Source organism: Herbidospora yilanensis (genome assembly GCF_001570565.1).
Lineage (GTDB): Bacteria > Actinomycetota > Actinomycetes > Streptosporangiales > Streptosporangiaceae > Herbidospora > Herbidospora yilanensis.
Genome location: NZ_BBXE01000013.1, coordinates 75,327 through 95,772 on the forward strand (window position 1 = coordinate 75,327; position 20,446 = coordinate 95,772).

Annotated in this window: 15 protein-coding genes; all 15 read right to left on the bottom strand. The window is 70.6% G+C overall.

Annotation, left to right across the window (positions count from 1 at the left end; translation table 11 throughout):
• Positions 1–17: 17 nt before the first annotated feature.
• Complete coding sequence (locus AW273_RS00435; protein ID WP_061296951.1) at positions 18–440, bottom strand: roadblock/LC7 domain-containing protein; 423 nt, start codon at positions 438–440, stop codon at positions 18–20.
• Entirely contained in the window at positions 437–3,718 is a 3,282-nt protein-coding gene (locus AW273_RS00440) for a sensor histidine kinase (RefSeq protein WP_157555498.1), read from the bottom strand. Before AW273_RS00440 ends, AW273_RS00435 begins: the two co-directional genes overlap by 4 nt.
• Positions 3,719–3,847: 129 nt before the next feature.
• Entirely contained in the window at positions 3,848–5,131 is a 1,284-nt protein-coding gene (locus tag AW273_RS00445) for a glycosyltransferase (RefSeq protein ID WP_062344075.1), read from the bottom strand.
• Between the two features lie 92 nt (positions 5,132–5,223).
• On the bottom strand, positions 5,224–6,357 hold the full coding sequence (locus AW273_RS00450; RefSeq protein WP_083949407.1) for a polyamine ABC transporter substrate-binding protein: 1,134 nt from the start codon (positions 6,355–6,357) through the stop codon (positions 5,224–5,226).
• Positions 6,358–6,633: 276 nt separating this feature from the next.
• Positions 6,634–7,218, bottom strand: coding sequence for a GTP-binding protein (locus AW273_RS00455; protein WP_030455644.1), 585 nt, complete (start codon positions 7,216–7,218; stop codon positions 6,634–6,636).
• Entirely contained in the window at positions 7,199–7,561 is a 363-nt protein-coding gene (locus AW273_RS00460; protein WP_030455643.1) for a DUF742 domain-containing protein, read from the bottom strand. The genes AW273_RS00455 and AW273_RS00460 overlap by 20 nt, the downstream gene beginning before the upstream one ends.
• Before the next feature lie 6 nt (positions 7,562–7,567).
• Entirely contained in the window at positions 7,568–7,987 is a 420-nt protein-coding gene (locus AW273_RS00465; protein ID WP_062344076.1) for a roadblock/LC7 domain-containing protein, read from the bottom strand.
• On the bottom strand, positions 7,984–11,226 hold the full coding sequence (locus tag AW273_RS38990; protein WP_062344078.1) for a nitrate- and nitrite sensing domain-containing protein: 3,243 nt from the start codon (positions 11,224–11,226) through the stop codon (positions 7,984–7,986). The genes AW273_RS00465 and AW273_RS38990 overlap by 4 nt, the downstream gene beginning before the upstream one ends.
• A 220-nt stretch (positions 11,227–11,446) precedes the next feature.
• On the bottom strand, positions 11,447–13,747 hold the full coding sequence (locus AW273_RS00475; RefSeq protein WP_062345328.1) for a [protein-PII] uridylyltransferase: 2,301 nt from the start codon (positions 13,745–13,747) through the stop codon (positions 11,447–11,449).
• A 7-nt stretch (positions 13,748–13,754) separates the two neighbouring features.
• Positions 13,755–14,093: a P-II family nitrogen regulator gene (locus AW273_RS00480; RefSeq protein ID WP_030455639.1), complete on the bottom strand. Its 339-nt coding sequence runs from the start codon at positions 14,091–14,093 to the stop codon at positions 13,755–13,757.
• On the bottom strand, positions 14,090–15,391 hold the full coding sequence (locus AW273_RS00485; protein ID WP_062344080.1) for an ammonium transporter: 1,302 nt from the start codon (positions 15,389–15,391) through the stop codon (positions 14,090–14,092). The genes AW273_RS00480 and AW273_RS00485 overlap by 4 nt, the downstream gene beginning before the upstream one ends.
• A 303-nt stretch (positions 15,392–15,694) precedes the next feature.
• Positions 15,695–16,624, bottom strand: a complete 930-nt coding sequence (locus AW273_RS00490; protein WP_030455637.1) for a sigma-70 family RNA polymerase sigma factor — start codon at positions 16,622–16,624, stop codon at positions 15,695–15,697.
• A 147-nt stretch (positions 16,625–16,771) separates the two neighbouring features.
• Positions 16,772–17,920, bottom strand: a complete 1,149-nt coding sequence (hutI, locus tag AW273_RS00495; RefSeq protein ID WP_062344082.1) for an imidazolonepropionase — start codon at positions 17,918–17,920, stop codon at positions 16,772–16,774.
• An 18-nt stretch (positions 17,921–17,938) separates the two neighbouring features.
• Positions 17,939–19,270 carry a formimidoylglutamate deiminase gene (locus AW273_RS00500; RefSeq protein WP_062344084.1) on the bottom strand — a complete coding sequence of 444 codons (1,332 nt, stop codon included), beginning with the start codon at positions 19,268–19,270 and terminating at the stop codon, positions 17,939–17,941.
• Positions 19,270–20,439, bottom strand: a complete 1,170-nt coding sequence (locus AW273_RS00505) for an allantoate amidohydrolase (RefSeq protein ID WP_062344086.1) — start codon at positions 20,437–20,439, stop codon at positions 19,270–19,272. The genes AW273_RS00500 and AW273_RS00505 overlap by 1 nt, the downstream gene beginning before the upstream one ends.
• Positions 20,440–20,446 lie beyond the last annotated feature (7 nt).

Here is a 20,446-nt window from a genome sequence, read left to right on the forward strand (position 1 = left end):
CGACCTCCTAATCTCGATCAACGGGGGTGGGAAGCCTGGAGCTCGGCGCGGACGGCCGGGGTCAGGACCTGACCCGCCCGCTCGACCAGCAGCGTCATCTGGTACGCCACCAGACCCATGTCACAGTCGGCCGCGGCGAGCACGGCCAGACAGGAACCATCGCTGATCGACATGATCAACAGCAGCCCGCGCTGCATCTCGACCACGGTCTGCGTTACGGCTCCACCCTCGAAGACCCGCGAGGCACCCTGCGTCAACGAGATCAGCCCGGCGGCCACCGCCGCGAGCTGGTCGGCGCGATCCTTCGGGAATCCCTCCGAGTACGCCAGGGGCAACCCGTCAGCGGAGACCACAACCGTGTGCGCCACACCGGGCACGTTGTTCACGAAGTCTGTGATCAGCCAATTGACGCCGCGAGCGGCCTGGCTCATTTCCCTCATGCCTCATCCTTATCGGTCTCTTGACCCTGACCCTGGGCGGGGTTTGCCCCGGGCCAACCCTGCTCCTCGCTGATGTCTCCCCTCGCCACCGCGCGGCCCTGGCGTACACCGGCCTGGAAACTGGCCAGGCGGCTGCGCACGCGATCAGGCGACAACGACGGCGCGGGAGCCACCGGCACGGGAGCCGAGGACGCGGCCAGATCGGCCGAGCCCGGCACCAGGTTGGCCTTGGGCACCCGCTTCGGCAGGCCGGACGAGGTGATTCCGCCGAGTGAGGGCTCGGCTGCCGCCTGGGCGGCCTGCCAGCCGGCGTCCACCGCGGGGGACGACCACGCGGTGCGCTCACCGGGGCTCTCGTCGTCGCCGGAAACCTCGGGCTGGTCCGGCGCGCGCCGGAACCAGTCGGACTCCACGGCGGCGAAGATCGGCAGGAACTCGTCGATCTCGTCGAGGGGCGAGTTGCGGACCGCGGGAAGCGGTCCGGTGTTGTCGACATCAGGTTCGAAGGGCCCGCGCTGAGCGGGCGTGCCCGGCCAGGAACCGTTCTCGGCCGGTCCGCCGGGCCATCCAGAGGTGCCGGCTCCGGGCGTCTGGCCCGGCCACGGCGTGTCGTTGGCACCCGGATGCGGGTAGCCGCCCGACGGGAAGCCACCGATGTTGTGACCGCCCGTGTTGTGACCGCCCGTGTTGTGGCCACCCGTGTTGTGGCCGCCCATGTTGTGGCCACCGGTGTCGAAGCCGCGCTGGTCGTAGGCGGGCGGCTCGAAGGCGCCGCTGTCGAGCGGGCCGCGCGCGAACGCGGTGCGGTCGAACGGACCGGTGTCGGTCGGGCTGGGTCCTCCGCCGAACATCCGCGGGCCGGTGTCGAAGGAGCCCCGTTCCGGCATGGGCGCGAAGGGGTCGCGCTCCGGCTGGTCGAAGGGGTTGCGCGGCGTGGCGGGGGGCCCGGCGGGAGGCAGGGTGTTGCCGGCCGGGGGGTTGTCGAAGGGGTTGCGCTGCGGGAGCTGGCCGAACGAGGAGTCGAACGGCGTGCCGCCGGTGGTGCCGGCCCACGGGTCGGGCGGACCGTCGCTGCCGAAGGGCCGCGGCACCGTCTCGAACGGGGTCGGGCTGGCCAGCGCGGGCTGCTGCCCGAACGCGGCGGGGGCCGGGGCGCCGAACGAACCGGTATGCGAGCCGGGCAGCGCGGGCTGGGCGCCGGCGGGCATGCCCTGCTGGGCGCCGGGGAAGGCCCCGGCGGGCTGGGCGAGCAGGCTCTCCGGCAGCAGCACCATCGCGGTGAGGCCGCCGACGTCCTGCTGGCGGAGCTGGACGCGGATGCCGTGGCGCAGGGCCAGGCGGCCGACCACGAACAGGCCCATCCGGCGCGACACCGACACGTCGACGACCGGCGGGTTGGCCAGGCGCCAGTTGGCGGCGGCGAGCTCGTCGCCGGTCATGCCGATGCCGACGTCACTTACGGAGATCATCAGACCGCCGCCGTCGATGCGGTTGCTCGACACGGTGACGCGGGTCTCGCGCGGGGAGAAGGAGATGGCGTTCTCGACCAGCTCGGCGATGAGGTGGACGACGTCGTTGACGGACTGACCGACGACGGCCGCGCCCGACTGCACCTGGATGGCGACGCGTTCGTAGTTCTCGACCTCGGAGAGGGAGGCGCGGACGACGTCGACGATCGGGACCGGCTGGCCCCAGCGGCGGGCGGGTTCCTGGCCGGCGAGGACCAGGAGGTTCTCGGAGTTGCGGCGCATGCGCGTCGCCAGGTGGTCGAGCTTGAACAGGTTGCCCAGTCGCGTCTCGTCCTGCTCGCCCTGCTCCAGGCCGTCGATGAGGGAGAGCTGGCGTTCCACCAGCGTCTGGGTGCGGCGGGAGAGGTTGACGAACATCGAGTTGACGTTGCTCCGCAGACGGGCTTCGTCACCGGCCAGCCGGATCGCCTCGCGGTGGACCTCGTCGAAGGCGCGCGCCACTTCACCGATCTCGTCAGAGGTGGTGACGCCGATCGGGGCGACCTCGGGCAGGTCGGCGGCCTCGCCGGACTCGCGCAGCTTCTGGACCGTGTCGGGCAGCCGCGAACCGGCGATCTCCAGCGCCTCGCGGCGCAGGCGGCGCAGCGGCCGGGTGAGCGAACCGGCGACCAGGGTGGTGATGACGAGGACCACGAGCAGCAGGACCACGATCAGCACACCGGAGACGATGGCGCTGCGCTGCTCGGCGTCCTGGAGGGTGACCGACTGGTTGACGACCGAGTCGCCGACCCGCTTCTCGACCTCGCGCATGAGGTCGATGGTCGCGGTGGTCGAGTCGAACCAGCGCTGCAGGTCGTCGGTGCGGGTGCGGTCGAGGTCCTGGATGGCTCCGTTGAACTGGCGGAGCTGGGCGAGGGCGGCGGCGCGCATCGAGTGGGCGCGCTCGGTCATCTCGCCCTTGACCGTCTGGCGGTAGAACGAGCTGTCGGCCGGCGAGGCCTCGCTCTGGAAGATCGCGAGCTGGACGTCCTGCGAGCGGCCGGCGCTCAGGAAGTCGGACAGGTCGTCGTAGTCGAACCTGACGTTGCGCTGCTGCGGCCGGCTCGCGAGGGTGATGGCCAGCAGGCCGCGGCTCTTGGAGATGTCCTCCTTGGCCCGGGTGAAGGCGGCCAGGGCGGTGGTGTCGGCGAACAGGCGTTCGTCGGAGCCGGCGGAGCGGATCAGGTCTTCGTGGAGCGAGGTGAGCTCGGAGATCATCGTCGTGTACATGACGATGGCCGCTCGGGCGGGCACGCTGTCGTTGTCACGGACACCCTTGCGCAGACCATCCAGACCTCGGAGCCATCCGGCGATCTTCGCGGCCCGGCTGAGCACACGGGTCGAGTGGCTGGAGTCGAGGGACTGGAGCGTGGCAAGCGCTTTGCCGGCAAGGTCGTCGACCTTGCTGGAGACGTCCTGGACCTCGTCGAACCGGTTGTTCCTGCGGCCGTCCTGGATGAACAGCGCCGTGTAGTCGCGTTCCTGGGCGAGCTCGTGGTTCAGCCCGTCGAGCTGGACCACGAGCCGCGACACCTCGGTCAGTCTCCGGTATTCGGCGGAGGTGTTGATCGCGGAGGTGAGCTGCACCGCCGCGAAGATGACACCGACCACCGTCGGGAGCAGGATCAGGGCGACGAGACGGGAGCGCACCCGCCAGTTTCCCAGCCGCATGAACGCGGCCCCTGGAGCTTTGGCGGCGGGGGCGGGCGCCGCCTTCTCCTGCACGCCTGCCTCGATGCCGAGGCCACCTCTCGGGTCGTGCGTTGTCACTGGCTTTTACAACCTCTCGCCTGTCACACCTGTTGCCCTCTATGGCACCAGAAATTGGAACACACTGTTACCAGATCAGCGAATTACACCCGGATCGCCGAATCGGACATTCAGTGCGATTGGTGCTTATTACTTGGCCGCGACCTTCTCGATGACGTCCGCGGCCACGCGGAGGCCGTCCCGGCGGCGGAGCTCCTCGCCCTTCGCGGCCAGGTCGGCGCGGAGAGCGGAGTCGCCGAGCAGGCGGTCGAGGGCGCCGATGAGGTCCTCGTCGGAGAACTTGTAGGTGTCCAGGCGGACGCCGTAGCCCTTCTCGTCGACACGCTGGGCGTTGTCGTACTGGTCCCAGAACAGCGGCAGCACGATCATCGGCTTGCCGAAGTGCAGCGCCTCGGTGGTGGTGTTGTTGCCGCCGTGGGTGATGACGAGGTCGACCAGCGGGATGATCTTCGTCTGCGGAACGAACTCGGCGCCCCACATGTTGGAGGCCAACTCGATCTCCTCGTGGAGGGGGCCCTTGGAGACGATGTACTGATGCGGCGTACGCGACAGCACGTCGATCACCCGGCGCATGAGCTCGACGTCAGCCGAGCCGAGCGAACCGAGCGAGAAGTAGATCAGCGCGTTGTCACCGCGCTCGAACGGCAACGTGAAGTCCTCGTCCGTCTCGCGTACCGACGAGTCCAGCCGGGTCCACGAAGGCCCGAGCGGGCGCTCGACAGTGTAGTCGAGGAATTCGGGGTAAACGTAGAGGTTCGCGTCCCCCTCGTGGATGAAGTCGAGGTCCGGGAGCGGCGGGGCGCCCTGCTCCACGACCCACTCGTTGTACGCCGTCCAGATCTCGCGGTGGGTGCGGTCGTACTCCTCGTTGAACTCCTTCCACCCCTCACCGGTGGCCGGGAGACCCGAGAAGACCGGGGCGACGCCCTCGCCGCGCATCTCCAGCGGGTTGCACGACATGATGCGCACGAACGGCACGCCCGCGGTGAGCAGCGCGGGGAAGGTGATGACGTTGTCCTCGACGATGACGTCGGGCTTCACCCGCTCGATGATCGCCTTGAGCTGGGGCTCGCAGTACTTCGCGCCGTCGATGAGGGCGTCCCAGATCGGCTTGGTGACCGTCTCGAGCTGCTCCTGCGTCGACTTGCGGTATTCGGGCGCGGTGTCGCGGATGAAGTCCTTCCAGAACTGGCCCGCGTCCTGCTCCTCGGCGTCGTCGGCCGGCGGGGCGAGGTCGACCAGGTCCTCCTCGAACCCGAGGGCGGTCAGCTTGCCCTTCCACGACGCCTCGGCCGCGAACACCACACGGTGGCCGCGCTTGAGCAGGACGTCTCCGATGCCGATGCAGTTGTTGGTGGGCCCGTACGCGCTCTCCGGCATGAACAGGACGGTCAGCGGCTTCTCAGCAGACATGGGTTCTCTTCTCGCGGTAAACGATCGTTCCAACGCTCGCGGCGAAAAGCGGCGAAGCCCCCGGGGACTCCGCCGCGGTGCCCGTCACAGCGTCACTGCGCGGCGGTGACCTCGGTCGACAGGGTCGTGTACTTCACCGAGTCGGCGCCCAGGTCGATGATCGACTCGCCCTGCAGCAGATCGGCCGGGGTGTACTTCAGCGGCTCGTTCGAGGCGAGGACGTCGGCCGGGATCTTCTCCATCGCGGCCTTGTTCGGAACCTTGTACAGGATGTTCGTCGCCGCCCAGCCGTGCTGCTCCGGGTCGAGGATGAAGTTGATGAAGGCGTGCGCGGCTTCCTTGTTCTTGGACGCCTTCAGGATCACCATCGTGTCCACCCAGAGGTCGCTGCCCTCCTTGGGCACGACGAAGCCGACGTTGGGCTCCCCGGTGGGGCACCAGCCGTCCCAGGCCTCGGCCATGACGGCCTCGCCCTTGGTGACCTTGGCGCCGAAGTCGGTGTCGTCGAAGGCCAGCAGCTTGGGCTTGGCGGCCTCCAGCATCTCCTTGGCCTTGGCGATCACCGCGTCGTCGGTGGTGTTGATCGACGCGTTCATGGCCTTGAGGGCGGGCAGCGCGAGCCAGCGCTCGGTGGTCATGAGGGTGATCTTCTTCTCGTACTCCGGCTTCGGCTGGAGAAGATCGTTCCAGCTCGTGGGAGCGGGCTTCACCAGGTCGGTCCGGTAGCAGATGCCGGTCGTGCCCCAGGTGTAGGGAACCGAGAAGTTGTTGCCCTTGTCGTAGGACAGGTTCGAGGCCTCGGGGTAGAGGTTCGCGAGGTTCGGGATGAGCTCCTTGTGCAGGGGCTCCAGCAGGCCTGCCTCGTTGAGGGCCTGGGCGTACTGACCCGACACGAAGGCCACGTCGAAACCCTCACCCTTGGACGCGGTGATCTTGGCCATCGCGGTCTCGTTGGTGTCGTGGATGGCCTTCTTGATGGTGAAGCCGAGCTTCTCCTTGACGCGCTTGTCCAGATCCTCGGGGCTGTAACCGTCCCAGATGGTGAAGGTGAGGCTCTGCTTGGTGAGATTGGCGTTCGGGTCGAGCTGCGCGGCGGTGGCGCTCGGCGCGGCGGCGCCGTCCGCCGTGTTGGCGGAGTTCGAGCCGCCACACGCGGCCAGGGCGAGGACAAGGCCGGCGGCGGTGACAACAGCCGGCAGATGACGGGTGTGCCGGATTCGGGACACGACCGCTACTCCTTCTGAAATTTGCCTGAGGGTCTGCAGGGGGGCAGACCAAAGGGGGAGTGTTGCAGCACGTATCAACACAGATCAAGACTTTTCAGGACATTGTTAGCTGGACGTTCACACTTCGATTTGAAGGATGCTTCAGCATCCTGTCAACAAGTGAAATGGGACTCCAACTCTCAAACATCAACAAACCACCACAACCCGGACAAAAACATGGGCCACCTGCCGGGGACAGATGGCCCTCAATGCCCGTGAGGTGCGGATTGTTCCCGATCAGTATTGCCGACCGTATGCGGAACGCACGGTCAGTACGTACTCAACAAGGGTGATCAGGGTGGACTTGACGGCTTCGCGGGACCGCGCGTCCGTCCGCACGATGGGCACGTGCGGCTGCAGCGACAGAGCCTCGCGAATCTGCTCCTCGGCGTGCATGAACACGCCGTCCCACCCGTTCAGCGCCACGACGAACGGAAGCTGCGCCTCCTCGAAGTAGTCGATCGCCGGGAAGCTGTCGGCAAGCCTGCGGCTGTCGACCAGAACGACCGCGCCGATCGCGCCGCGGACCAGATCGTCCCACATGAACCAGAACCTGTGCTGCCCGGGGGTTCCGAACAGGTAAAGGATGAGGTCCTGATCGAGCGAGAGACGACCGAAGTCCATGGCGACCGTGGTGGTCGTCTTCTCCGGCGTGAGCCCGAGGTCGTCGATCCCCGCGCTGGCGTCGGTCATGACGGCCTCGGTCGTCAGCGGAAGGATCTCCGAGACGGCGCCGACGAACGTCGTCTTGCCCACGCCGAAACCACCCGCCACGACGATCTTCGTCGAGGTCAGGCCGCGACTAGAGCCTGCGAAGTCCACTGAGCACCCTTTCGAGCAAGTTAAGGTCGGGCTGACCCGAGCTGATGAGCTGTGGCATGTGCAGTCGCACCAGCCCTTCGTCGGCCATGTCGGCGATCAGCACCCGCGCCACCCCGAGGGGGACCCGGAGCAGCGCGGAGATCTCCGCGACCGATCGCACGGATCGGCAGAGCGTCATGATCGCCTCCTGCTCGGGGCCGAGCAGGGAGTAGTCATCGCCCATCATGGTCGCCGTGGAGACCAGCGTCTCCATCGCCAGATGGTAACGCGGCTCGGCGCGTCCTCCGGTGACGGCGTAAGGACGGAAAAGGGGTTCGTCCTCGGTCCCCTCACCCGCGCGCATCGGGCATCACCGCCGCGCCGAGTGCAGTTCGGCACGCAGAGCCGGGGTCAGCGCCTGTCCGGCGCGCTCCACCAGAAGGGTCATCTGGTACGCCACAAGGCCCAGATCACAATCGTGTGACGCCATCACCGCGAGGGCCGAACCGTCACTGATCGACATCACCATGAGCAGTCCGCGCTGCATCTCCACGACGGTCTGCCGGACCGAACCGCCCTCGAACACCCGGGAGGCGCCGGTGGTCAGAGAGGCCAGGCCGGCCGCCACCGCGGCGAGCTGGTCGGCCCGGTCGGGCGGGAACCCGTGGGAGTGGGCCAGGCGCAGGCCGTCGGCCGAGACCACCACCGCGTGCGCCACCCCCGGGGTGCCGCTCACGAAGTCGGTGATCAGCCAGTCGAACCTGCTGACGTCGACGCTGAGCTCAGTCACGAGCCCTCCTCCTCATTACCCGTGCCTTCCTGCGTCCTTTCGGCCCGCCCTCGGCGTACGCCCTGCTGGAGACTGGACAACCGGTCGCGTACGGCCTCGGGCGACACCTGGGGCCGGGGCGGCTCCGGCGGCGGCGCGCCCTGGGGCTGCGTCCCGACGGAACCTGGCACCAGATTGGCACGAGGCGTCCGCTTCGGGAGCCCCGACTGTGTGACGCCCCCCGAGGCCGGTTCGTTGGCCGCACGGGCCGCCTGGAAGCCCTGATCGGCATGCCGCCCCCACGGAGACGTCCCAGGCGTCACAGGCGCATCTGGAGCCCCAGGAGCAGCGGGCGGTTCCGGCCGGGTGAACCAGGCCGACGACTCGACCGACGCGAAGATCGGCAGGAACTCGTCGCCCCGCTCCAGCGGCGTGTCCGCCACCGGCCGCCCGATCGGCGGCGCACCGGCGGGCGCCCCGAGGACGGGAAACGCGCCCGAGTGCTCGGTGAACGGCGGCGCGAGCGGCGTCGGCCGCGTGTCCCCGGCCGCCGACCGCGACCGCCCGGTCTGCCCGGCCGAACCGCCGAGACCACCGGAACCCGCAGGACCGCCTGGACGCGCCGCACCGCCGGGACCAGCGGGACCACTAGCGCCATGAGAGCCGCCAGGACCGCCGAGACCCAACGCACCGCCGGAACCAGCAGGGCCACCCACGCCATGAGAGCCGCCAGGACCGCCGAGACCCAACGCACCGCCGGGACCAGCAGGGCCACCGCCGCCACCAGCGCCGTCGGGCCCGGCCGGGCCCGGCTGCCCGGTCCGGGCGATCGGGCCGGTCGCGCTCGTGGAGCCGATCGGGCCGATCGGGCCGGTCGAGTTGGCCGAGCCGGTCGGGCCGGTCGGGCCGGTCGGGTTCGTCGGGCCGGTCGGGTTCGTCGGGTTCGTGGGGTGGCGGCGTTCGAAGCCGGGGAACGTCCCGCCCGGGGGCTGGCTCTGGCGGGGCACCCGGCCGCCGGGCGACGTGAACGAGTCGTCCGCCGGAGTGCGGGGCGACGGCGGCTTGCGCTGCGGCAGCCCGCCCGGTCCGGCCGGGACGGGGCCGGTCGGGTGGGGGCCCGTGCCGAAGGAGCCCGTGCTGATCGGGCCCGTGCTGATCGGGCCCGTGGTGACGGGGCCGGGCCCGGCGGTGAAGGGGCCGGTCGAGACGGCGGGCAGCGGGCCCGTGGGGAGTTCCGGGCGGGGCCGGGTCACCTGGGGCTGCTGCGGGGGCTGGGCGGGGGCGTCGGCGTTGCTGATGAGCTCGGCCGGGAACAGCACCATCGCGATGATGCCGGTGCTGTCGCCGCGCCGGAGCTGGACCCGGATGCCGTGGCGTCCGGCCAGGCGGCCGACCACGAACAGGCCCATGCGGCGGGAGACCGAGACGTCCACGACGGGCGGCTCGGCCAGCCGGGTGTTGATCTCCAGCAGCTCGTCGGGGCTCAGGCCCATGCCGTTGTCGGTGATGGCCAGCAGCACCGCGCCGCCCTCGATGGGGCTGCTCGACACGATGACCTTGGTGCTGGGCGGCGAGAACGAGATGGCGTTCTCGACCAGCTCGGCCACCAGGTGGACGACGTCGTTGGCGGCGTGCCCGGCGATGGCCGGCGAGCGGTGGACCCGCACGGTCACCCGCTCGTAGTCCTCGACCTCCGACAACGAGGCGCGCACGACGTCCACGAGCCGGGCCGGGGAGCTGCGCTTGCGCGCGGTCTCGTGCCCGGCCAGAACCAGCAGGTTCTCGGAGTTGCGGCGCATGCGGGTGGCCAGGTGGTCGAGCTTGAACAGGTCGGCCAGGCGGGCGCCGTCCTGCTCGCCCCGCTCCAGGCCGTCGATCAGCGAGATCTGGCGTTCGACCAGGGTCTGGGTGCGCCGCGACAGGTTGACGAACATCGCGTTGACGTTGTTGCGCAGCCGCGACTCCTCGCCCGCCAGCTTGACCGCCTGGAGGTGGACCTCGTCGAAGGCCTGGGCGACCTCGCCGATCTCGTCCTGGTTGTCGACCGCGATGGGCTGCACCGCCGGGGAGGTGTCGCCGGTCTCCGACTCGCGCATGCGGCGCACGATCTCCGGCAGCCGGCTGCCCGCGATCTCCAGCGCCTCGGCGCGCAGCCGCCGCAGCGGGCGCACCATCGAGCGGGCGATCAGCACGGTCGTCACCAGGACCAGCAGGATCAGCGCGAGGATGAGCGCGCCGGCCACGATGGCGCTGCGGCGCTCGGTCGAGCGCAGGTCGTCGGCGCGGGACCGCAGCGCGGTCGCCACCTGGGTCTCGACCCCGGAGATCGCGTCGAGCACGGTGCCGTTGTCGCGGAACCAGTCCTGCGCGGTCAGCACCCGGCCGGGGATCGGCTTCAGCGGCTGGTTGCGCGAGCCGAGGGCGACCGCCCAGGCCTTGGCCATCTCGACGTCGGTGCTCGCCTTGCTGATCCGGGCGGCGTGGAAGGCCTGGAACTGGGCCGTGTTCGCCTCGGCGTTGAAGGCGCTCTCGTACGTCTCCTGCCGCGACCACGAGCCCAGGAAACGCTGGAGGTCGTCGGGGGTGAACGACTGGCGGGGCTCCAGGAGCTCGCCGACCATGATGGCCCGCTGCTGCGAGGCCTCGTCCTTGACGTGGGCGAGCGCGCTCAGCGCACGCGACGAGGAGACGACGCCGGGGTCGTCGCTGAGCTCGCCGAGGTCGTCGTGCAGGCGCAGGACGGTGGCGATGGTCGGGCCGTACTCGAAGAAGACCGAGGTCCTCGGGTCGTCGTCGCGTTCGGCGGCGTGGCTGTCGGCCACCGTCTCCAGGCGGTTGAGCACCTGGCGGGCGTCCTCGACGACACGCGGCCCGAACGACTCGTCGAGGGCGCGGAGATCGGCCGAGGACGTCTTGATCAGGCCGTCGACGACCAGTTTCTGTTTGGACAGCGTGTCCTGGTGCTGGCGGATCGTCTCGTCGGCGTTGCGCAGCGCGCTCTGCACGCCGACCAGGCCGTCGAGCCAGGCCTTGTGGTCGCGTTCGGCCGCCAGTTGCTGCGCGAGCTCACGCAGGCGACCGGCGTATTCGGCCGCGGTCGCCGTCCGCTCGTAGGCGGAGAGGCTGTCTACTGAGCCGACGACCCGCATGCCGGCCAGGATGACCGCGATGAGCGTCGGCGCGAGGATCAGCGCAGTGAGCCTTGTGGGCACACGCCAGTTGCGCAGCGCGAAACGGCTTGCCCGCTTGTGAGTGGACACCGGCCCCCGCCATTCGTACTTGACAAAAAGCCCTTCACGCTCCTGACAGCGCGAAGTGACATAGCCATACAAGCGGGCACAATTCGACCACAAGGTCATGATCAGCCACGGGGTTACCCATCGCCGAGGACACAATCGTTACCAAGTGGTAAGTGGACTGAAGCACTCAAACATGATCAACCAGGCAGAAAAGGACAGGCTCCCTGGAGAACACGTCCGATCAGCGCAGCGCGGAAAGGACGTGCTCCCTCACCTGGCCACGTTGCACGTCGTCGGTGATGGGGCGTCCGGCGCGGTCGACGACGTAGAAGACGTCGACCGCCTCCGCTCCCAGGGTCTCCACTCTGGCCGCCTTCACGTCCAGGCCGCAGTCGCCGAAGGCGCGGCCGATCTTCCACAGCAGGCCGGGCCGGTCGTGGGCGCGGACCTCGACGACGGTCGCGGTGTTCGAGGCGTCGTCGACCAGGGTCACCCGGGGCGGCGCGACCGGCACGCGGGGCGGGCGCAGCGAGCGGGTGCGGCGGGCCAGCCGCTGTTCGATGTCGAGGCGCCCGGCGAGCACCAGGCGCAGGTCGGCCTCCAGCGTGGCGGGGTCGGGCGGGGAGCCGTATTCGGGCACCACCGCGAACTCGATGACGGCCGTCGACCCGGCCGAGGCCGCCGACGCCGACCGCACGACCATGCGGTGGGCGGCCAGCACCCCGGCGGCCCGCCAGAGCAGGCCGGGCCGATCGGGCGCGACCACGGTGACCGCGCCCCCGTTGACGCGGATCGCCCCGCCGCCGTGCCGGGCCAGCGACGCCTGTTCGGCCGACAACGCGGGAGCGGGCACGGGCGGAGTGCCCGCCAGCGCCGACCTGACCCGTCTGACCAGGTCGGAGACCAGGTTGGCCTTCCAGGAGTTCCAGGCGGCCGGGCCGGTGGCCAGGCCGTCGGCCACGGCCAGGGCGGCGAGCAGTTCGAGCACCTCGTGGGAGCCGACCGCCTCGGCCACCCGGGAGATCGTCACCGGGTCGTCGAGGTCGCGCCGGGTCGCGGTCTCGGGCAGCAGCAGGTGGTGACGCACCATCGTGGCCAGCACCTCGACGTCGGCGGGCGGCAGCCCCATGCGGGCGGCGATGTCGCGGACGACCACCTCACCGGTGGTCGAGTGGTCGCCGGGCCAGCCCTTGCCGATGTCGTGCAGCAGCGCGCCGATGAGCAGCAGGTCGGGCCGGGCCACCTCGCGGGTGAACGCGGCGGCCCCGGCGACGGTCTCGATCAGGTGCCGGTCGACCGTGTAGGTGTGGATCGGGTTGCGCTGCGGCCGGTGGCGGACCCGCTCCCAGTCGGGGATCAGGCGTACCAGCACCCCCGCCTGGTCGAGCTCCTCCCAGACGGGCACGGCCGCGCGCCCGGCCCCGAGCAGCCCCACCAGCGCGTCGCGCGCCTCGTCGGGCCAGGGCACCGGCAGCGCCGGCGACTGCGCGGCCAGCGTGGTCACCGTGGCGGGCGCCAGCGGCAGCCCCGCCTCGGCCGCCGCGGCGGCGGCCCGCAGCACCAGGACGGGGTCGTTGCGCGGGTTGACCCCACGCGCCAGCACGACCTCTCCCCCGTGTTCGACGACGCCGTCGGCCAGTGGCCGCCGCCCGCGCGGCGCCGGCCCGGACAACAGCCGGTCGACGGTACGCCACGTCGCGTCGAAGGAGTGGGCGATCGTGCGCCCTGCCTCGGCCAGGCGGCGCATCAGCGCCTCGGCGTCGAGCAGCCCGAGGGTGCCCGCCACGGCGTCCTGTTCCTGGAGCACCAGGCGGTCGGTGCCGCGCGCGGTCACCAGGTGGAGCCCGTGGCGGATGTCGAGCAGCAGTTCGTGGGCCTCCCGGACGCGGGGGCCGGGCGCGGAGGCGACCCAGGCGGCGGCCACGGCCTGCATCGCCTGGACGTCGCGGATCCCGCCGCGGGCGTCCTTGAGGTCGGGTTCGAGCAGGAAGGCCAGCTCGCCGGAGGAGTCGGCGCGCTTGTCGGCGGACTCCCGCAACTCGGCCAGCCGGCGCCGGGAGTCGGACCGCCATTCGGCGAGCACCGCCTCGCGCGCGGCGCGGGTCAGCTCGGGGTCGCCCGCGACGTGGCGGGCCTGGATCAGGCCGAGCACGGCCTTGAGGTCCTCGCGCGAGACCTTGACGGCCTCGTCGACGGTCCGGACCGAGTGGTCGAGGCCGACCCCGGAGTCCCAGATGGGATACCAGATCCGGTCGGCGATCTGGGCGACGTCGTCGCGCCCGTTGTGGAGCAGGACCAGGTCGAGATCGCTGCCGGGCGCCAGCTCCCCGCGCCCCAGGCTCCCGACCGCGACGAGCGCGACCCCGGTGAGGGGGCCGCGCTCTGCACCCCGGGAATCGGGGCCGCGTGTCTCGGGGTCGAGGAGCCCGCCCTTTCCGTTCCGCTGACTGACGGCGGTCCGGAGCAGATCCGTGAGCCACCTGTCGATGTCCGCCGCCCGTTCCTTACGGGCGGCGGCGAACGAGCGAGCTTCCCCTCTCATCATCCGGTTACAGCGCCTCCGGGCCGCGTTCCCCGGTACGGACTCTCACGACCGTGTCCACGGGGACCGACCAGACCTTGCCGTCACCGATCTTGCCGGTCTGGGCGGCCTTGACGATGACGTCGATGACGTCTTCGGCGTCGTCCTCCTCGGTCAGCACCTCGACGCGCACCTTGGGAACCAGGTCGACCTGGTATTCGGCGCCGCGGTAGACCTCGGTGTGGCCCTTCTGGCGGCCGTAGCCGCTGGCCTCACTGATCGTGATGCCCTTGACGCCGAACTGCTCCAGCGCCGCCTTGACGTCGTCGAGCTTGAACGGCTTGATGATGGCCGTGATCAGCTTCATGCGTCCACCTTCTTCGCCTCAGCCGGAACGGCCGGCCCGTTGAGCGAGGACACGCCCGAGGAGTGGATGGTGCCGAGGTCGTAACCGGTCTCGGCGTGAGTGGTGATGTCGATGCCGGTGACCTCGTCTTCCTGAGCGATCCGGAAGCCCATGGTCTTGTCGATCACCTTACCGATGACATAGGTCAGGATGAAGGAGTACAGACCCACGACGACCGGGCCGAGGACCTGGAGGCCCAGCTGGCGGAGGCTGCCCGTGTAGATCAGGCCCTCCTCCTGGCCGTCGAGGAAGGGGTACTTGGCGACGAAGCCCAGCGCCACGGCGCCGATGACACCGCCGACCAGGTGCACGCCGACCACGTCGAGGGAGTCGTCGAAGCCGAACTTGTACTTGAGGCCCACGGCCCAGGCGCAGACCGCACCGGCGAGCAGACCGATGAGGGCGGCGGCCCAGACGTCGACGAAACCACACGCGGGGGTGATCGCGACCAGACCGGCCACGGCGCCGGAGGCGACACCGAGGGTGGTCGCGTGCCCGTCGCGCAGCTTCTCCACCACGAGCCAGGCGCCGGCCGCGATGGCCGTGGCGACCTGGGTGTTCATGAAGGCAAGACCGGCGGTGGCGTCGGCGGCGAGCTCGGAGCCCGCGTTGAAGCCGAACCAGCCGAACCACAGGAGACCGGTGCCGAGGAGGACCAGCGTCAGGTTGTGCGGACGCATCGGCTCCTTGCGCCAGCCCGAGCGCTTGCCGAGGACCAGCGCCAGGGCCAGAGCGGCGGCACCGGCGTTGATGTGGACGACCGTGCCGCCCGCGAAGTCCTCGATGCCGAGCTCGGTCAGCCAGCCGCCACCCCACACCCAGTGGGCGACGGGGAAGTAGACGATGGTGGCCCAGACGACGGTGAAGACCACCCACGCGCCGAACTTGGCGCGGTCGGCGATCGCACCGCTGATCAGGGCGACCGTGATGATCGCGAAGGTCAGCTGGAACGCGGCGAACACCATCATGGGGAAGGTGTCGTTGTAGGCAGCCTCGTTGACGCCCATCAGCCCGATGTTGTCGAGCCCGCCGACGAACTTGTTCAAGATGCCATCAGTGGCGTCGAACGCGAGGGAGTAGCCGTAGGCGACCCATGCGATCGTCACCGTGATGATGGCCACGAACGACATCATCATCATGTTCAGGACGCTCTTCGCCCTGGTCATGCCCCCATAGAAGAACGCGAGTCCCGGAGTCATGAGCAGCACGAGCGCCGTGCTCACGAGCATCCAGGCAGTGGAGCCGCTATCGATCTTCATTCGATGCGACCCTCCTTCCAATTGGCGTGTGGCCGGTTATCACTTGCGCAGTGGGCTTCACCTAGGGCGTCATCGACCGGCTCGCGCACTGACGTAGTCGGGGTTGAGAGATGAGCCGTCACTTTGCGCCCGGCCACCTCTCCCGTGCACGCCAGGGTGTTCTTCCGCCGTTTCAGGTCGCGACCCTGCATGTTTCACATCTGTGAAACTCGCCACAGCGGTGTTTCGGGCGTGTTTCGGACGCTACGTACACCAAAAAAGCGCCCGCCGGTAAACCGGCAGGCGCTTCATGAGCTGGTAAGACTACGCGGCGGCGTGGGCCATCTTCCGGAGGCGGGCCAGCGCGTCGCGTTCCAGGCGGCGGGCCCGGTCGCGGCCGATGCCGTATCTCTCGCCCACTTCGGTCAGCGTGTGTTCACGCCCGTCGACCAGGCCGTAACGCCAGCGCAGCATCTCGCTGGCCTGACCCTCCAGGCCGGTCAGCCAGTGTTCCAGGCGCTCGCGGTCGAGGGTGGCCAGGGCCTGCTCCTCGGGGTCGGCCCACGACTCGTCGGCGATCATGTCGCCCAGTTCGGTCTCGTCCTCGTCGCCCACGCCCAGTTGCAGCGACACCGGGTCGGAGGCCCAGCGGCGCAGCTCGCGGACCCGCTCGATCGGCAGGTCGAGCACGTTCGCGAGGTCGTCGTCGGTCGGCTCGGCGTCGAACTCGGCCAGCATGTCGCGGCGCACCCGCATGAGGCGGGTCATCTGCTCGCCGGCGTGGGTGGGCAGGCGCACCGGACGGGCCTGCTCGTGGATGGCCCGGCCCACGGACTGGCGGATCCACCACGTCGCATAGGTCGAAAACTTGTAACCCCGGCGGTAATCGAATTTCTCGACCGCCCTCACCAGGCCCAGGTTCCCCTCTTGCACCAAATCGATGAGCGGCATTCCCCGCCCGGAGTATTTCCGGGCCACCGCCACCACCAGGCGCAGGTTCGCCTGGATGAACTCGTCTTTGGCGCGGCGCCCCGAGACCGCTATCCGTTCGAGTTCCTCGTCGAGCGCGTCGGAGACCTTCGGCTCCGGGTCGCCCGTGTCGAGCAGTTGCTCGGCGAACAGCCCCGCCTCGATCCGCTTGGCGAGCTCGACCTCCTGCTCTGCGCTCAGGAGCGGAACACGCCCGATCTCCGCCAGGTAGGTTCCCAGCAGATCACGATCCGCGACTTCCTGCGTCCTGTTCCCCGTCGCCATTCAAGGCACCTCGTTCCGCAGCGCGAACACCCTCGTCCTGAACGTGCCAACGGCTGGATCAGGGCAAAGATTCCCTCAAGAGATACGCCAGCAGAATGGTTTTCGATTCCTCCTATAGGAGGATGCGCATCTCTTTATCGCGAAATCTCACACTACCCGCCGACCGGCCTGCCACACCTGGGTGACCAGCGGGACACCGGGGCGGTAGGCCAGGTGCACATACGAGGCCGCTTCGAGGATGACCAGGTCGGCCCGCGCGCCCGGCCGGATCACGCCGACGTCGGCGCGGCGCAGCGCCGCCGCCCCGCCCGCCGTGGCGGCCCGGACCGCCTCGGCCGGGGTCATGCCCATCTCGCGTACGGCCAGCGCCACGCAGAACGGCATCGACGAGGTGAACGAGGAACCGGGGTTGCAGTCGGTCGCCAGCGCCACCGTGACCCCGGCGTCGAGCAGCCGGCGGGCCTCCGGATAGGGCGAGCGGGTGGAGAACTCGGCCCCGGGGAGAAGGGTGGCCACCACCCCGGCGTCGGCCAGCATGCCGACGTCCTCGGGGGTGAGGTGGGTGCAGTGGTCGGCCGAGGCCGCGCCGAGCTCGCAGGCCAGCCGCACGCCGGGGCCCTCGCCGAGCTGGTTGGCGTGCACCCGCACGCCCAGCCCGGCCGCCTTCCCGGCGGTGAGGATCTCGCGGCTCTGGGCCTCGTCGAAGGCCCCGCGCTCGCAGAAGACGTCGATCCACTTGGCGTGGGGGGCGCAGGCGGCGAGCATCGGACCGGCGACCAGGCGGGTGTACTCGTCGGCGTCGGTCCCGGGCGGCACGACGTGGGCGCCCAGGAAGGTCGACTCCCCGGTGAACGCCCGCGCCACCTCCAGGGAGCGCTTCTCGTCGCCGGTCGTCAGTCCGTAGCCGCTCTTGATCTCGACGGTGGTGGTGCCCTGGACGGTCATCTCGTGGACCAGCCCGGCGGTCCGGGCGGCCAGCTCCGGGGTGGTCGCCGCCCTCGTCGCGGCGACCGTGGTCCGGATGCCCCCGGCGGTGTAGCGCTCCCCGGCCATCCGGGCGGCGAACTCGGCCGTACGGTCGCCCGCGAAGACCAGGTGGGCGTGGCTGTCGACGAACCCGGGGATCACGGCCCGGCCGCGGACGTCGACGCGGTGGTCGGCGGCCGGGGCGCGGGCGGTCTCGCCCACCCAGGCGATCTCGGCGCCGTCGACCACCACCGCCGCCTCGGCGATCTCCTCCCGGTCGCCGTCGGCCGTGAAGAGCAGCCCGATGTCAGAGAAGAGCGTCGTGCTCATTCACCACTCGCAATCACGTCAGCCGCGGACCGCGCCGATGGCGTCGCGCAGCAGGTGGCCCACCTCGCCGATCACGTGACGGCCGGAGTCGACGATCCGCCGTCCGCCCGACACGACGGACACGACGTCGGCGCCGGTCGCCGCGAACACCACCGATTCCACTGCCGTACGGGCGGTCGCGCCGGCCGTACGGACCGAGTCGAGCCTCACCGTGACCAGGTCGGCCCAGGCCCCCGGGCAGAGCTGGCCCCCGTCGGGGAAGCCGAGGGAGGTGTGGCCGGCCAGGGTGGCGGCGGTGAGCAGTTCGTCGGCCCGCCAGTGGCCGCGTTCGCCGCTGACGATGCGCTCGCCCAGCTCGACGGCGCGGGCCTCCTCGAACAGGTCGACCACGGCGTGGCTGTCGGAGCCGAGCGTGATGGGGCTCCCGGCGGTGTGGAGGCGACGGGTGGCGCAGATGCCGTCGGCCAGGTCGCGTTCGGTGGTCGGGCAGACGCAGACGTGGGTGCCCGAGCCGCCGAGGAGGGCGACGTCCGCGTCGGAGACGTGGGTGGCGTGCACGGCCGTCGACCTCGGGCCGAGCGCGCCGGCCTCGTGCAGGACACGGACCGGGGAGGCGGCGTAGGCGGCGACGCACTGCTCGTTCTCGGCGAGCTGCTCGGAGACGTGGGCGTGCAGCGGCCCGGCGTGGTGGTGGCTGAACTCGACCACGGTGGGCATCTGCTCGGGGCGCATGGCCCGCACCGAGTGGATGGCGGCGCCGATCTCGACGTCGTCGGCCCCGGCGTAGGCCCCGGCGAGCCGGTCGGCGCGCTCGGCCCACGCGTGGACGGTGCCGTCGCCGAACCGGGTCTGCGCCCCTTCCAGGGGAGCGCCGAAGCCGCCGCTCAGATAACAGGTGTCGAGCAGGGTCAGCCGGACCCCCGCCTCGCGGGCGGCCCTGACGAGGGCGTGGCCCATCTCGTTGGGGTCGCCGTAGGGGACGCCGCCGGGGCCGTGGTGGAGGTAGTGGAACTCCCCCACCGCCGTGATCCCGGCCAGGGCCATCTCGGCGTAGGCGGCGCGGGCCAGCCGGTGATAGGTGTCGGGGTCGAGGCGGCCGGCGACGGCGTACATCTGCTCGCGCCAGGTCCAGAAGCTGCCCCGGCCGGCCTGGGTGTGGCCGCGCAGGGCGCGGTGGAAGGCGTGGGAGTGGGCGTTGGCCATGCCGGGGATGGTCAGGCCTTCGAGGATCTCGCCGCTCCGCGGCGCGCCCGGCGTCACCTCGCAGATCCGGCGGCCCTCGACGTCGATCCGCACCCCTTCGGCGACCGCGCCGCCGACCAGGGCCAGCTCGCACCAGTACGTCTCCATCAGGACCCGCCGCCGCTCAGGTCGGCCAGCACGGCGGCCAGCGCGATCACGCCGGAGACGCAGTCGCGGGGTTCGGCGAACTCGCCGGGCGCGTGGGAGACCCCGGTGGGGTTGCGGACGAACAACATCGCGGTCGGCACCCCGGCGGAGGCCAGGATCCCGGCGTCGTGCCCGGCGGCGGTCGGCAGGATCGGCGCGGGATGGCCGTCGAGCCCGGCCAGGCAGGCGACGCGCAGGCGCAGCACCTCGTCGAAGGTGACCTCGGGCGTCCACGACTCCTCGGTGACCTCGGCGTCGGCGGCGAGCTGGGCGACCAGGGAGCGGACCGCCCCGGTCTCCGGGCCCCGGGCGTCGAGCCAGGCGGTGACCAGCGACGGGATCGCGTTGGCGTTGTTGGGCTCGACCCGGACCTTGCCGAAGGTGGCGCGCACGCCGTGGGCCTCGGCCTGGGTGCGGGCGGCCAGCACGGCGTGGGCGTAGGCGAGCATCGGGTCGTCGCGGTCTTCGAAGGCGGTGGTGCCGGCGTGATCGGCCGTACCGCGGAAGTCGAAGCGCCAGCGTCCGTGCGGCCAGATGGCGCTGGCCACCCCGACCGGGGCCTCCAGGGCGCGGCCCTGCTCGACGTGGAGTTCCACGAAGACCCCGACGCGGGCGAGGGTCTCGTCGTCGCGGCCGAGGTGGCCCGGCTCGCGGCCCCGGGCCCGCAGCACGTCGGCGAGGCTCTGGCCCTGGTCGTCGCGCAGGCTCCGGGCGCGGTCGGGGTCGAGCACGCCGGTCAGCAGCCGCGACCCGATGCAGGGCACCCCAAACCGGGCGCCCTCCTCGTCGGTGAAGCAGGCGACCGCGATCGGACGTTCGGGCTGGAATCCGTCACCCCGCAGCAGATCGATCGCCTCGAACGCGGACGCCACGCCGAGCGGCCCGTCGAACGCGCCGCCTTCGCGGACCGAGTCGAGATGACTCCCCGTGACCAGTCCCGGGCCCTGGACCGACGGGTCCCCCCACCACGCCCACAGGTTGCCGTTGCGGTCTTCGTGGCTGGTCAGGCCCCGTTTCGCGGCTTGGTGGGTGAACCACTCCCGCAACTCCATGTCGGCGGACGACCAGGCGTCACGCCGGTAGCCCCCGGTGCGTGGGTTTCTGCCGATCTGCTCGATGTCCGCCAGCATTCCTCCA